General features: G+C 36.7%; 9 protein-coding genes. 1 reads left to right on the top strand and 8 read right to left on the bottom strand.

Annotated elements, in window-relative coordinates:
• Window positions 1-2: 2 nt before the first annotated feature.
• The 6 genes from ABVM53_RS05500 to ABVM53_RS05475 form a co-directional block, all read right to left on the bottom strand.
• On the bottom strand, window positions 3-1,394 hold the full coding sequence (locus ABVM53_RS05500) for a glucoamylase family protein (RefSeq protein WP_405330851.1): 1,392 nt from the start codon (window positions 1,392-1,394) through the stop codon (window positions 3-5).
• A complete protein-coding gene (locus ABVM53_RS05495; protein WP_371455750.1) occupies window positions 1,390-2,757 on the bottom strand; it encodes a glucoamylase family protein in 1,368 nt (455 codons plus the stop codon). The genes ABVM53_RS05500 and ABVM53_RS05495 overlap by 5 nt, the downstream gene beginning before the upstream one ends.
• An 18-nt stretch (window positions 2,758-2,775) precedes the next feature.
• Window positions 2,776-4,200, bottom strand: coding sequence for a RagB/SusD family nutrient uptake outer membrane protein (locus ABVM53_RS05490; RefSeq protein WP_405330320.1), 1,425 nt, complete (start codon window positions 4,198-4,200; stop codon window positions 2,776-2,778).
• 14 nt (window positions 4,201-4,214) lie between these two features.
• Window positions 4,215-7,325, bottom strand: coding sequence for a SusC/RagA family TonB-linked outer membrane protein (locus ABVM53_RS05485; protein ID WP_405330318.1), 3,111 nt, complete (start codon window positions 7,323-7,325; stop codon window positions 4,215-4,217).
• A 224-nt stretch (window positions 7,326-7,549) separates the two neighbouring features.
• Window positions 7,550-10,300 (bottom strand): Two component regulator three Y domain-containing protein, encoded by a 2,751-nt coding sequence (locus tag ABVM53_RS05480; protein WP_405330316.1) that lies wholly within the window; start codon window positions 10,298-10,300, stop codon window positions 7,550-7,552.
• A 147-nt stretch (window positions 10,301-10,447) separates the two neighbouring features.
• Complete coding sequence (locus tag ABVM53_RS05475; protein WP_405330314.1) at window positions 10,448-11,662, bottom strand: MFS transporter; 1,215 nt, start codon at window positions 11,660-11,662, stop codon at window positions 10,448-10,450.
• A 267-nt stretch (window positions 11,663-11,929) separates the two neighbouring features.
• Here ABVM53_RS05475 and ABVM53_RS05470 point away from each other — a divergent pair, with 267 nt between their 5' ends.
• Window positions 11,930-12,772 carry an SdiA-regulated domain-containing protein gene (locus ABVM53_RS05470; RefSeq protein WP_405330312.1) on the top strand — a complete coding sequence of 281 codons (843 nt, stop codon included), beginning with the start codon at window positions 11,930-11,932 and terminating at the stop codon, window positions 12,770-12,772.
• Here ABVM53_RS05470 and ABVM53_RS05465 read toward each other — a convergent pair.
• Window positions 12,769-13,989 carry an OmpP1/FadL family transporter gene (locus tag ABVM53_RS05465; protein ID WP_371455755.1) on the bottom strand — a complete coding sequence of 407 codons (1,221 nt, stop codon included), beginning with the start codon at window positions 13,987-13,989 and terminating at the stop codon, window positions 12,769-12,771. The two genes, ABVM53_RS05470 and ABVM53_RS05465, sit on opposite strands and share 4 nt — an antisense overlap.
• Window positions 13,982-15,292, bottom strand: a complete 1,311-nt coding sequence (locus ABVM53_RS05460) for a DUF4270 family protein (RefSeq protein ID WP_405330310.1) — start codon at window positions 15,290-15,292, stop codon at window positions 13,982-13,984. Before ABVM53_RS05460 ends, ABVM53_RS05465 begins: the two co-directional genes overlap by 8 nt.
• Between the last annotated feature and the right edge of the window lie 20 nt (window positions 15,293-15,312).

The raw sequence follows: 15,312 nt of genomic DNA, 5'->3' as shown, positions 1-15,312 counted from the left end.
ATTTATTGAGGTATTGTATACTGAAAATTTAGTTTATCGAGACCTGCCTGTACACATTCATTCTGCATAAATAGTTTCCAAAGCAAACCGGTTCTGTGGTTCTCTATCATTACTAATATGGGTCCTTGGTCAATTGCCAGATAAGCTTCTGCAACCGCATAGTTTTGTGACGGACTAAATGCATCATAAAAGCCGGCTGGCCCTAATAAAATATTTTTCAAACTGTAAAATGCGCGTAATGCAGACATTGATTCGGTTGGGGTATAAGGGAACGAACTTAAAGCTGCGGTGGGTGATATTACGCCGGTGTCATTACCTGGTCTGTGCGCTTTGTAACCCAGGCTTCCGTCTGCATTAAGTGTGTAACTTGCCGTAAGTCCCCAGAAGTTTTTACCATAATCCCGCCATCCTAAAGGATTTTGTACACAATATGCATAATTACTCAAAGCGTGATTTACAGTTGCGGTTTCATAATTTACATAGGAGTCAGAAAGTCCATAAGGATTAAGACCCATATGTGAATAATGTGCCCAAAATAAAGGTCCGCCGGTTTGTTCTGCACCCGCATGCTTCACTTCTAAAGGAAAGCCAAAAGCAGAAGCACTGGACTTTATAGAGCCATTTAAAGCCCATCCTTGATTGTATACAGCTTCAGAAATACTATATTCTTTGGAAGCAGCAGCCAGAATGTACGTTATGAGCGTTTCATTATAGCCTTGTAACATCAAGTTTATAGCAAAATCATTATTAGGACTCCAGTGCCAGTACAGTACATTTTGACCTTGGGTAAACCAGTTCCATTCGATACCATCAACAAGAGTAAACGCCTGCTGAGAAAGTAATTTTTCTTCGGTAGAACCCTCTTTAAAATACTCGCCAACAGTAATAAGACCTTGAGCGAGGAAAGCGGTCTCTACTAAGTCTGCTCCATCATCAAGTGCGCTAAACGGAAGTGTTTTTCCTGTAGTGCCGTGAATCCAGTGTGACCAGGCTCCGTGAAAACGATCTGCGTTTTCTAAGAAATTTAAAATTTTTGTTAGTCGGTTTACGGCTTCAGTACGTGTTACAAACTGGCGCTCTATACCTACAAGAATTCCCATTAAACCAAAACCCGTTCCACCTGTGGTGACCGTGTTTTGATCTTGCGAAGGATTTGAAGGAATATAACGCTCACGAGCTGCACCTGAATCTGTATTTGCGAAGTCCCAAAAGTATTTAAAAGTCTCTCTTTGCGTTAGATCTAATAATTCGGTATCAGAAATCTCAGGTTCGGGAGTAGGTGTTTCTCCTCCCGAATCTGGATTTTCTTCAGGAAGTTCTGCGACAGAATCACTACTGTCGCTAGAACATCCTAGAAAGATTATTAGAAATGCTATGTAGATTGAATTTTTAATTTTCTTCAGTTTTTAAGTACGGACTTTGGAAACCTAGTTTTTTCAATCCCGTTAATACATCTTCATTTTTCATAAATAGTTTCCATAGTAAACCACTTCTGTAATTCTCGATCATAACCGGAATAGGCCCTTGATCTATTGCTAGATATCTAGGTAAATACCAATCGTTTTCTAGGCTAAATGCATCATAAGGACCATATTTTCCTACTAGTGAATCTAGGTTTGTGTACATATTGCGTAAAAAAGCTGTACTTTCCTTAGGGGTGTAAGGCATAGAAGATAACGCAGCAGTAGGAGAAATTACTCCTAAATCATTATCAGGTCTGTGACCTGCATAACCTTTCATAGAATAACTAGATGTCATACCCCATACTTCTGGGCCATACCCTTTAAATCCTTTAGGATTTTCTACAGCATACTCATATTGAATTTTTGCGTGATTCACATTTAATTTCCAATAGTCACCATATTGATCTGTAAGATCATTAGGATCGAGACCTAAATAAGAATAGTGTGCCCAAAACATAGGACCTACCGGAGAAGCATCGTGCTCATAATGATTAAGAATTGTTCTCATCCCGTACATCGTAGTATCTTGAGCTATTTTACCGTCAAGAGCCCAGCCTTTCTCGTATACAGATTTTGAAATGGGATGTGTAGGTGATGCTGCTCCTAAAACATACATAATTAGCGCTTCGTTGTAACCACCCACCGGAAAATTCATTTTCCATCCTACATTAGGAGACCAGTGCCAGTATAGCGTGTCTTTACCTTGAGTGTACCAATCCCATTCTACTTCTTCCCAAAGTTTTTGTATCTGAGCTACAAGGGCTTGTTCTTCTTCATTTCCATCTCTGTAATACTCGGCAACCGCTAACATTCCTTGAACCAGAAACGCAGTTTCTACAAGGTCTCCACCGTCATCAAATTTGCTGAATGGTTTTACCTTACCGGTAGTACCATCTAGCCAATGAGGCCAAGCCCCGTGAAAACGATCTGATTTCTCAAGAAAATCTATCATTTTTTTAAAACGGGTGAATGCGGAATCTTTAGGGATGAAGCCGCGCTCAACACCCGTTAAAATGGCCATAAAACCAAATCCTGTACCACCTATAGTAACAATATTTCTATCATCAGATGGGTAAATGTCATCAGTGTGAATACGTTCTGGAGCTAGTCCAGAGTCCTTGTTTGCACCTTCCCAGAAATAATTAATAGTCTGTTTTTGAATAGAATCGTACAACGTTTCGTCAGAAAGGGTATCAGAGGTTGTCGTTACAACCTCTTGATTTTGTCCTTCTGTTTTAGAGTCCTTGCATCCTGACAGTGATACAAGGATCATAACAATTAAAAATAATCGCATAAAGCTTCTTTTATAAGTTTACCAACCCGGATTTTGGGTCATTTCTGGTGTTTGTACTAATTGATCGTTTGGGATAGGGAACAATTCGTGTTTCCCTTCTATAAATGTTTTACCGTCTGCAGCTAGAGCAGCTTTAGCTTGCCCTGTACGCACTAAGTCATAAAAACGATCGTGCTCCATAGCAAGTTCTAGACGGCGTTCTTTCCAGATAAGTGGTCTTAATGAAGCTTGATCTGTTGTAGTTACAGCAGGTAGATTAACACGTGCTCTCACACGGTTAAGAGGTACTAGGGCAGCAGCAGTTTGACCTAACTCATTTAAAGCTTCTGCTCTAATAAGTAAGATTTCAGAAAAACGTAAAATACGTACATTCTTATCGCCGTCACCTTGTCCTGCATTTGCAGAAGAATATGCTTTTTCGCTATAACGAGGGTTTTCTACACTAGCGCTAACCTCACGACCGTCAAATAATGTTTCTCCTGCAAATATGATAGTCGCATCTCTACGAATAACATCTCCTTCTGCATTAAAAGCATCTTCTAAGTTTTGTGAAGGTGAGTTGAAGCCCCATCCCCATCCACTAGGTCCACGAGCACCTTGTGTTTGAGAATATTGTTGAACACCGTGCTGAGGAATTTCTCCGCGAGCCTGAATTTCAAAAACTGATTCTGGTCCATTTTCTGATGAGGCTCTCCAAACTGTAGCATAATCTGGCTCTAGATCATATTGACCTGATGTAATTAAATTGTTTGCCATATCTGCAGCTTGTTGCCATTTTTCCTGATACAGATATACTTTTGCAAGTAAACCTTGTGCCGAACCTTTAGAAGCACGACCTACATCAAGATTTGAATACTCATTCTTATTCGGAAGTGCAGCAATAGCTTCGGTAAGGTCCTGCTCGATATAAGCATATACTTCTGAAGCAGGAGCACGATCAATAAGATCGATATGCTGTAAAGGCACATCGCCAAAAGAACGCACTAACCAGAAATAATTAAGGGCTCTTAAAAACTTTGCTTCAGCAATTACACGTTGAGTAGGAGCAGCAGACTGTCCCGTATATTCTTGTGTAAGTTCTATTGTTTGAGAAGCTCTACCAATGGTTTTATACCACTGGGTCCACATTGCACGTACCGAAACTGAAGACGATGTATGCGTTAGGTTATCAAGCTCTCTTTTATCTGTTCCAGAATCTGTAGGCGAACTCCCTTTATCTGCATTGTCAGAAATCATTTCTGTAATTCCAAGATAAGAGAATGCATAAGAGAAATCTGTATGCATACCATAAACACCTGTTAAGAAGTTTACTGGTTCAAAATCTTCTTCACTATTTTCTGCTTCAGGGACTGTTACTTCAACATCTTCCACAAAGTCATCGCAGCTTGCAAACATGAACCCTGTAGCAAGAGTTAATGCTGCTATTTTAAGTTTATAAATCATAGTATTCAATTTTTTTACAATTTGAAATTAGCTCCAAGAATAAATGACTTGGTATTAGGATATGCAGACAACTCGATACCTGTTGTTCCCGTAGGATCTCCATTTTGATTTAATTCTGGAGTAAATCCTGAATAATCTGTAATCATAAATGGATTTTGAACAGTTACATATATTCTTGCGCTGTTAACGAATTTAATTTCTGGAAGTGTGTAACCTAAGGTGATGTTGCTTACTCTAAAATAAGAACCATCTTCTAAGTAGTATGAAGAAGCTTCAACATCACGATCTGCACCCGGGTCTGTATTTGTAGAACCTGGACCTGTCCAACGGTTGTTGAAGATCTCTTCGCTGATGTTTTCACCACCTAATCTCGTGTTGTATAAACCGTTGTAAACCTTGTTTCCGCCTACACCAAAACCAGCAACACTTAAATCAAAGTTTTTGTAGTTAGCACCTAAGTTGATACCGTAGTTGTAAGTTGGTATATAAGAACCAAAGTATTTTTTATCACGGTCATCTATAACACCATCTTCGTTTTGATCTTTATAACGCAAGTGACCCGGAGAAGCATTTCCTATAGAAGCGTTAGCATCTATCTCTTCTTGAGTTTGCCATACACCATCTGCCTCATACATCCACCAGGCAAAAATAGGCTGGCCATCTGCAAGACGTTTTGTGATACGACCATTTCCTAAACTACCACCGGTAGCACCGTCATAAGCCGCTTTTACATTCTGAACTTTGTTTTCGTTTGTAGAAAAGTTAAGACCTACGTTATAGCTGAAATCTGATCCTATTTGATCTCTCCAGTTAACTAAAAATTCAAAACCTGTATTTGATATTTCCGCAGATTCATCAAAGAAGTTATTTAAGAATTCTGAGTTTAATACTGGACGCGTATTTAAAATCGCGTTCGTATTTAATCTGTTATAGTAATCGATAGTACCTGATAATTTGCGATCTAATAATGCAAAGTCAAAACCTACTTCAAATTCTTCGGTCACCTCCCACGATAATGGAATTGCCGGTGTCCCTAATGCAGCACCTATTATTAAGCTTTGAGCAGGACCGAAAACATAATTTGTATTTCTACTACCATCACCTGTATTAATTGTTTGTGCATTAAAAGGAATTGACTGGTTACCAAGTTTACCCCAACCTGCGAAGATTTTAAGATTATCAAGAACTCCATTGTCTTCCATAAAACCTTCATTTGTAATATTCCATCCTAAACTGAATGCAGGGAAATATCCAAAGAAGTTATCGTCTCCGGTAACAAAATCACTGGTTCCATCGCGTCTTAAAACTGCACGTAAGTAGTAACGAGAATCGTAGTTATATTCTACACGACCAAAATAAGACTGAAGGTTTGTACTTTGAAAAGTATCTCCGCCAATACTATCATCAAATAAACGATCTGTTCTTAAGTTGAAGTTTCTCAGGTTACGCTCATTTCTTACATCAAAACCTTGAGAAGAAGTAGTTTCTCCACCATTAAAGTTTTCACGGCTAATACCTAAAGTAGCACTAATGTCGTGCTTCCCTATTACTTTAGAATAGGTAAGAAATCCTTCAACATTCCAACGGTAAGACTCCGTACGTGAGATTGAGTATGAGTTATTTGCAAATTCAGTAGAAACCACACCGTCATCATCAGGATCTGTACGTTGTAAGTCAAAAAACGCTTCATCTCTTCGAGGATCTGAATTTAACCAGCTTGCACGAATGTCTGAAAAACTGTGATTTGTAGAGTAAAATTTAGTTGCTCCAAAGCGAGTTGAAAGCATTAAATCTTCAGAAATATCAAATTCTGCTGTAATCTGACCTTGAAGGCTGGTTGTATTTATGTATGTATCTTCAAAAAATACTTCTGATACTGGGTTAGCATGGGTGTTAAGACGACCTACACGATCCCCGGGAGCACCTTCAAAAGTTACCTGTCCAGTAGTTTCATTTACAAATGACTGTCCAAATAATCCATTATCATATCGTACAGGAACTAAAGGCGACTGGCGGTATGCAGAACTAAAAGCCCCAGAAGGTTTAGGAGTCTCGTTTGTATAAGCAATGTTTAAGTTTTGAATAATTCTAAAACGGTCATTAAACAAGTGGTAGGTATTGTTACTACGTATTGTACCACGCTGATATTTTTGACCTTCTAAAATTCCCTTCTCTTCATACAAGTTGTAGCTTAAGAAATAATCGATGTTTTCACCTGCACCAGAAACAGAAAAACTATTGTTTTTTATAGTTCCGGTTTGAAGAAGTTCGTCAAACCAGTCTGTATCATAACGCTGGTTTTCATCTAAAAGAAAACCTCCGTTTGCTGCACTTTCTTCATTAAAGTATTGCGTGTATTGCTGTGCATTGGCCATCTTAACTTGGTTAAGGGTAGTTTTAGCACCATAATACGATTCAAAAGAAAATACCGTTTTTCCTTTTTTACCACGTTTTGTAGTAACCAGGATCACCCCATTTGCAGCACGTATACCATAAATGTTAGCATAAGAAGCACCTTTAAGGAAATCTATCGACTCGATGTCATTCGGGTTAATACTGCGTATATCGCTTAATGGCTGACCATCTACAATATAAAGTGGAGAACGACCACCTTCAGCAGTTCCTAAACCACGCATAAGTACCGTAGGAGTAGAGCCAGGTGCATCGTTTGCGATGATATTTACACCAGCAACTTTACCCTGCACAGATTGAATAGCTGAAGTTGCAGGAGATTTTGTAATCTCTTCACTTTTTACTGAAACAATTGCACCGGTAATGTCAGATTTTTTCTGATTACCATATCCAACTACCACTACCTCTTCTAATTCATTAGAATCATCTTGCAACGTTATATTATAAGTTGCGTCATTAGTAATAGAAAACGTTTGAGCTTGAAAACCTAAATAGGTTACTCGTACTTGATCTCCCACAGAAACTTCTAAAGAATAGTTTCCATCAAAATCGGTAATCGCATAGTTGTTCTTATCAACAACTTTAACTTCTGCTCCCGGAAGCGGAACATCTCGGGTGTCTTTAACAGTACCCGTAACTGTTTTTGATTCCTGCGCGTTCATGCTAAAAGTAGCGAGCGTCAGCAATAACAGAAAGGTTATTTTAAGTTTCATACGCACTATATTTGAATTAGTATTTGTTATCTGAGCGTGAATATAGGGGAGTTATAAATGAATAACAGTACATAACAAATACATCAAAACGTTAATAAAATAAAAATCACTGATTACCAGATAAATACAAAATAAAATAATTGTATATAACGTTTTCGTAAACCGTTTTGATGTAGTAATGAGAAAGTATTAATGCGTTAATTTGCGTATTGAAGTATGAGAATTTAGTAATTTTTGATGAGATATTTTGATAAATTCTTACCGCTATTTATATCGAGTTTTTTACGTAATCTGTAACGGTGAATTTCTACTCCACGCACAGAAATTGCCATTAAAGGAGCAATCTCTTTTGTAGTTAAATTCATTTTTAAGTAGGCACAAAGTTTCAAATCTTTCGAACTTAAATTAGGATGATCTGCTAATAATTTCTGAAAGAAGTCATCATTTATTTCTTTAAAAGTTGTTTCAAAAATCTTCCAGTTATCCTTTGCGTCTATAATGTGATTAATCTTGCTTTGTATAGTCGAGACCTTTTTTGGATTAATTCCTGAAGATTTTACTTCTTCTAATTCATTTTTAATATCTATCAAACTACTATTTCTTTTTGCTGCGAGATACGTCGTATTTGCAAGTTCTTTTCGTTTTGTATTTATCTCTTGTAGCAAATTGTTGCGTTCTGCAATTTGATTTTTGCGCTCTTGTTCTTTTAAGAGGCGCTCTTCTAATTCTTTACGATGGTAGTTGAGTTTTTTCTTGTTGTAAAGAGCAATGACAATTATAATTCCAAAAAGAAACAGCACATAGAGTACTACCATTACATTAGACAAGTACCAAGGTCTTTTAATTATAAAATCGATTGTTAGGGGAGTATTTCCTTTTTGACCATTCGCTAGAGGCCATATTTGTAGTGTGTATTTACCCGATTGTAAATTCTGAAAAATTAGAGGTCCTGTAAAATGGGCTTCAGTTCCATTAGATAGGGTATATAAAAATTCGGGTTTGTGTAGTGCAGGTGTTGCTATATCAAATTGCACAGTGCCGGCTTCTTTATACTCTATTTCATAGTTGTTAGCATTTAATGCCAACACCTTATTTGATGTTTGAATTTTATTTAAAATGGGCTTCTGTAAGTCTAGGGCGGCAGTGTTTGCCTGAAGTTCATTAAGATTTATTCTTCCAAAACCTTCATTTAGTGTGATATAATAGATGCTATCATTATGCGCAATTACCCGCTCATAATTTTTGATAACGCGTTCTTCGAGAAGAGGTTCATAAATATAAATACTATCATTTATAAAGTCGGTATAAATGAGACCATTGCCTTTTTGATTTTTAAACCAGTATTTGTTATTCTGATTACTTACAAGTGAAAAAGATTTATAATCTTTTAAGTCTGCAAAAGGCTCTAGGTTGTCGTTAATACTGTTGTATCTATACCAGTTACCGGCATTGTAAAATGAAATTTCACCTTCAATTTTATGCATCTTAGTTTTAGATGCAAGTAAGTTAGTGGAGTTGTTAAACGACTCTTTGTCTATTATTTTTTGATTCTTAGCATCGTATTTAGCTCTGTAGAATCCCTTGTATGGGTGTGCCGCCCAGAAGTAGTTTTTGTCCTCAAAGATTACTTTTTCTACTGGAGCTCCACTTGCTTCTGCTAAAGGAAGCGATTCTATTCCCGAAGAGGTTGTTGCGTATTGCTTTAGACCATTATACGTGTTGTTCAAGAATGTATTTGTGCCGGGTACCGGTGTTACACTGTAGCTGCCCGATGGTCCTGATATTGAGTAGAGGTGATCGTTAAGAAGCTCAAACATACCCAAGTTATGGTTTACAAATAACCTATTGTTTACCTCGCTAAAGTTCCATACTTGTCCTTGTGATCCCGGAATAAAGTAAATTCCCTCATCTGTAACTTTATGAACACCCGTGTTGCTACCTACGTAGAGTTGATTTTTATAAAAGGCAATGTCATACACAGCTCCAATCTGGCCGGTGTTATCTAATAAATATTGAATAGGTGCATCTGGCAATACGGCGTCTATACCATTATCAAGCCCTATCCATATTTTGCGGTGGTCTTTATGAAGGGAAAGCACCGTATTATTTTGCAAACCATTTTGACGATAATGATTTTTTATTGCTCCTGTTTTGGGGTTGTAATAAATGATACCCCCTTTTACAGTACCTATGATTATTAAGTCGTCATTAAAAACTTCAACTTTGTTAAGTTCGTTTACTTCAAGAAAACGAGTTAAATTTTCACTTCCCCAGGGTACTAGTTTATCATCTTCTATGGTAAAAAGGCCTTTTGTACGAGTGCCGGCTAGAGAGGTATTTTTATAGCTAGTTAATTCTATTATAGAAGTTTGATTGAGTTTGGAGGTAGTAACCTGTTTAAAGACACCACCATCAAATTCAAGGATTCCTCCAGAATTTGTACCTAAAAGCAACTGCTTACCTACTACATTTAAAGCAGTAATAATATTTTCAGGCTTAAAAGTTCTAATGTTTTCGCCAGTGTAGCAGTAGAGATTTCCAAATGATCTAAATATAACGGTATTTTCCCAGGCACTTATTTGCCAAAATTCTTCATTGGCATATTTAGTTTTGATTAATTTTGAAAGTGAGGTATAGTTTAGCGAACCATAATCGTCTTTTTTCCAGTAGCCAAATTCCTCATAAGAACCGGTATAAATGCGATCTCCCAAACAAAAAACAGAACGGATTATGGTTTTATTAGGAAGGGTGAATACTTCCCAGCGTTGCCCATCAAAGCGTAATAAACCTTCATTGTTTGCAACATATAATGTGCCGTCTTTATCTGTACTCAAACCCCAATTTTGACTAGCAGCACTATAATCACTGCTATTATAACTTGTGACAGGAGGCAAAAAATTTTGTGCGAGGCTGCAAAAATGACCAAACAACAAAACAAGAATAACTAGAAATAAAGGTTTTGATATTTTGAACATTTAGGGTATAATTTGTTATCTATTTAAAACCAGTGAATTGAGGTCTTAAAATGATTTTAATAGTATGTATATGTAATTGGTTTAAAATTATTAAAAAGCTATAACGTAACACCTTTTTTAGATTTTTAATGTTAAGTCCTACCAATGCTAGTTTTCATCTATAGGCGGTATCTGGCTTAACCGCTGCGAATTCACAATAGCTAAAAGCAATAATCCAAAAAGTGTAAGTATTAAATATGGAAATGCAACATCTTGATCTATAAGAAAACCTATAAGTAAAGGAGCGAGCGCTGTACTTAAAATCATCGACATAGAAAACAAACTGTTTACAGCTCCAAGTTTTTGTATGCCGTACATTTCGGCAAGGACAGCAGATTTAACGGTCCCGGCAACCCCCGTGGTTACGCCGGTCATAATTAAAAATAGTAAGGCCCCCCAAATACTTTCCATAAATGCAAAAGGTAATAAACCCAGCGCTTGGGGAATTAGAAAAAAACGATACAACCTTTTAGCTGTAAATTTATCTACCCACAATCCGCCAACTATAGACATCAAAAAGCGAGTGATCGCATAGCCGGTAAAAAAAGCCGCGTAGAGTGAGACAGACCACCCTTTCTCTTCAATAAAGGTGTATTGATATAAGAAAACTGCCGTAGATGTAAAACTTAACATAAATGTAGAAGGCATAAGTACCCCAAAGCGCTTATCCTGTAAAATACTTCCAAAATCTTGAGCAAGTTTTTTAAAACCGGGTTTTTTGACGACTTGTGATTGTTCATCAAAATATTTCAAATCTTTAAAACTTAAAAAAAGCAGATATAAAAGGAGGATCGCTGCACTTGCTTGAGCAGCAAATTCAAAACCAAAATTAAGTATGAGTGTGGTAATGCAGATTGGAAATAATGCTTCTCCCATAGGAAATCCTAGTGCGGCTATACTAAGAGCTTTTCCGCGATTAGCGCCATAATACCGACTCATAATAGTCTGGCTAATGTGACTCATCATACCTTGTCCAGTAAGTCGTAATCCTATTATCGCAAAAATTAAGAGACTAATATGATGAGTAGATATACTAAGTATGAGACAAGATACTATAAGACCGGTAATATTTAGAAAAACCACTTTTTTTACTGGTTTATGATCTATAGTATGACCTACGGCTATAAGAACCACTGAAGCGATTACTGTACCTAAAGCATAGATGCTCCCAAATGTACCTTCAGAAATCTGAAAGGTTTCTAGTAATTCTGGTACATAGAGTGATATTAAAAATGTTTGCCCAAAGCTGGATAGAAATGTAAGCGACCAACCAAAACTTGCCGATTTATAATTATGCTTTAAAAATTTAATAAGGCTTTTCACAACTGGTTTTTGGTACAGAGATTCACATTGCTTTCGCGAAATTACTAAACCCCAATGCTACGAAGTAATTTAAACGGAACACATTTTAATTTTTTAAATAAAACTTAAAAGATTTCAGAAGAAGATCAAATCTTCAATAATTGAATGAACTCATACTGAAATGAACAAAGGCATAAGATTTGCAACGATTTAAGAAAATTGAAAATGTAGGTTACGAACTTTGTATAACGTGCCGTTTTCTAGAAGAAAATATCTTAAAATTTAAATATGAAGTTGATAAAATTAATAAGTCTTGTAGGTGTTTTAGGAATCATTTCAGCTTTTGTATTGCCTGGCAAATCATTTTATGGTTCTAAAGAAAGCCCAATTGAAATACTCAATACCTGGGAATTACCAAATGTACTTCGGGAAGTTTCCGGAATAGACTGGATAGGCGATAATAAAATTGCTGCCGTTGAAGATGAAGACGGTATTATTTTTATTTATGATTTGAAGACGAAAGAAATAACTACTGAAATTGAATTTGCAGATAAGGGAGATTATGAAGGAATTGCTATAAATGGCGCTAATGCGTATGTCATGCGCAGTGATGGTTTGTTATTTGAAGTACTCAATTACAAGTCAGACAAGCGCACAACTAAAACCTATCAATCTGCACTATCACACAAAAATAATGTAGAAACTTTAGCTCTGGATTCTAAAAGAAACCGCTTGTTAATCGCTCCAAAAGATGAAGATCCAAACGATGAAAACATAAAGGGTGTCTATGCTTTTGATTTAAAAGGACAGACCATGTTAGCAGATTTAGTTTTCAGAATTGATATGAAGGATAAGGCGCTAAAAGATTATCACGAAAAGAAAAGTTCTAAAACCTTTCGACCTTCAGATTTAGCTATTAACCCTCTAGATGGTAAGATTTATATGCTTGAAGGTGTAAACCCAAAACTTTTAATACTCGACGCGACCGGCACAATTACAAAGGTTATAAAGCTAGATAAAAAGCATTTTCCGCAGCCAGAAGGCATCACATTTACACCAGATGGAAAACTCTATATTTCTAATGAAGGGGCTGGAGGTAAAGCGACCCTATTAGAAGTTAAGATTCTTTAATTGTATTTAGATTTTACAAACCAGATACCATCTAAGCTAAAGTTTACAGAAAGCGAATGAATGTTCTCACGTATGAGCCCGTTTGCTAATTCACCATTCTGTCCATACGAATACATTAAATTAAGCTTAGAACCGCTTCGGCTTATAGGAAGACCTACTCCCACGCTCATCGAATAATTTTTAACATCAGCTCCAGAAAGATTTAAATAGCCGGTATCATAATTAAGTCCGGCGCGGTATTCTACATTTTCCCAGTAATATATACTTCCGGGTTTTGGTGTGAATGTTAATCCGGTTTTAAAAATGTTTTGATCAATTAGGGTGCCGTATCCCGATTCTTGATCGGTATCAGACCATAGTTTACGGGTATAGTCTGCATAGACCGCATAGCTTTTTCCGAATTTAAATTCGGTACCTATTCCTACTTCTAGAGGAAGTTCAAAATCTTTTACCGATGTATCTTCAGTAATCGCATCAGCATAATCCTGCGTGATGATACTATTTTGGGTAGTTTTTAATTGTGAAGGTAATTTTACAGTACTTCCTATTGCTATTTTATCGGTTACTTCATATTGTAATCCCAGCCCCAGTCTATATCCTGAATATCTATTTTCACGTTGAATATCTAAGGAATAGTCATAAATAGTATTGTATTCTGTCTGTTCTGTTTTTCCGAAGAAATACGAGCCGGTTATGCCGAGACGTAAATTATTAAATACAGCGTAACCATAATTTAAATCGAGCGAATTTAAAGATCCATTACCACTTACATCTGATGAGTAAAATTCTGTTGAACCTTCAATACTGCGTTCAATACCCGTAATATCATATCCTACATTACTATAAGGAGCAAGTACAACACTCACTGCAGATTTTTTAGTTACCGGAAACGCTAAGGCAAGATTTGAAAAAGTTGAATTTGTTTGTTTAGATGTCCCTGCTCCTTCATTAAGATTAAATAATTGGGAGGTGTAACCTATATCAAAATAAAAATGATTTAGTGGCATAGCTCCTAATGAAGCGGGATTTAAACTATTTAGGGAGTTGTCTGACTTTAAGGCAATCCCGGCACCACCTAAAGCATTTGTTTTCCCGGTACTAAAGGTGTTAGGGATACCTGCTCCAAAAAGCGAGTACGGGGAATTTGAAAGTGCATTAGTTTGTGCCGCCAGACCACCTGTTGCCAGCAATATTATAAGAAGTATGTGTTTATTCATTATCGTAAACTGCATAAATAAGAATGATTTGTAATTTGAGTGTTTCTGATGCTTTGTTACCGTAAAAGCTGTATCTATTCACACTTTCACTCATTGCAGGATCTAATAGTGCTAAGTACCAGTTATCTCCATTAGAATCTGTTGTTTTCTGATCTAAGAAGTAATGTATAGGTACCGAAAAAGTAGTTTGTGAAAACTCATCAGAGTTTGCGACAACTGTACCTGATGCTTCATTGCCATCATAATCATAGAGGTTGCCGAGAATCTGGTTTTTTTGATCGATGATATAACAACTAAGATTACTACCCGCGGAAAGTGAAGTGCTTTCTACTTTTGTGTTTAATGAGATTAGCAGATTAGCACCTAATAGAGTTCCGCTGCCTTCTATATAATCTAAGCCGGCAAGATGCGGGATTGATATGCGCGAGGCTATACCCAGACCTGCCTGTATATAGCTAAACCCACCACTATCTTCTGCATCTACATTAATTTCCTGATCGTCTAAACTTTCAAAATAGGTAGTATCGCGATCACTGCTAAGATTATGATAGGAATACGAACTATTAAATGTCATATCAAACGAGTTCTCATCTTCTTCTTCAACCTCATTAGGTAAGGAGTAGTAAATACGAATACTACTTGCCGGTAGAAATCCTAAAATTGTGGTGTTATTTTCATCAGGAACTAAAGCCAGTCCGCGGTGGGTACGTAAAAATTCATCACTATTATTAATATCATTATCTTGAATCTCGTCAAATAGGAATTGGCCATAAGCATCTTCAAGTTTCAAATGCAGCGAATCTTCACGTATAGGTCTTGGAGTGTAGGTAACTTCGCTTATTGCATTTTCATCATATTTAAAAGTGGTTGTATTGTAGAAATACCCGTCATCTGTAGGTTTAATATCTTGCAAAACTTCGTGAATGCGCAATGTTTGAACCTGCGTGGTATCATTATAAAAGTAGTCGTCATAATTTAAAATGAGTACAATAGAATCAAATACAGCATCACTATCTAGTGTGTACGTGCTGTTTGCTAACTGTGTGTATATCGTGCTCGAGGTCTTACCGAATATAGGATCATCATAGGAGCCTAATAATAATCTACTTGTTGAAGATACTTGTACCGAGTCAAATTTAAAGGTGCTGCTTTCTACAGTCATTGTATCTATATACAGAACGCGTGTATCACTGTCGACCCAGTCTTCACCCACAGGAAAGCTAGCATCATCTTGAGAACACGATCCTAATAGCAACATAAACGAGCTAAGAAGAACACACATTTTAATTAGGATTTTTGACATAGTGTATTTGAATTTAGCAA

The sequence above is a fragment of the Leeuwenhoekiella sp. LLG6367-2.1 genome (genome assembly GCF_045055775.1).
Lineage (GTDB): Bacteria > Bacteroidota > Bacteroidia > Flavobacteriales > Flavobacteriaceae > Leeuwenhoekiella > Leeuwenhoekiella aequorea.
The sequence above is the reverse complement of the archived record's forward strand: the minus strand, read 5'-3'. Positions and strand labels throughout refer to the sequence as shown.

Coding starts and splice junctions, on each gene's coding strand:
- ABVM53_RS05495 (WP_371455750.1), bottom strand. CDS start 2,757: ATGCGATTATTTTTAATTGTTATGATCCTTGTATCACTGTCAGGATGC.
- ABVM53_RS05490 (WP_405330320.1), bottom strand. CDS start 4,200: ATGATTTATAAACTTAAAATAGCAGCATTAACTCTTGCTACAGGGTTC.
- ABVM53_RS05485 (WP_405330318.1), bottom strand. CDS start 7,325: ATGAAACTTAAAATAACCTTTCTGTTATTGCTGACGCTCGCTACTTTT.
- ABVM53_RS05480 (WP_405330316.1), bottom strand. CDS start 10,300: ATGTTCAAAATATCAAAACCTTTATTTCTAGTTATTCTTGTTTTGTTG.
- ABVM53_RS05470 (WP_405330312.1), top strand. CDS start 11,930: ATGAAGTTGATAAAATTAATAAGTCTTGTAGGTGTTTTAGGAATCATT.
- ABVM53_RS05465 (WP_371455755.1), bottom strand. CDS start 13,989: ATGAATAAACACATACTTCTTATAATATTGCTGGCAACAGGTGGTCTG.
- ABVM53_RS05460 (WP_405330310.1), bottom strand. CDS start 15,292: ATGTCAAAAATCCTAATTAAAATGTGTGTTCTTCTTAGCTCGTTTATG.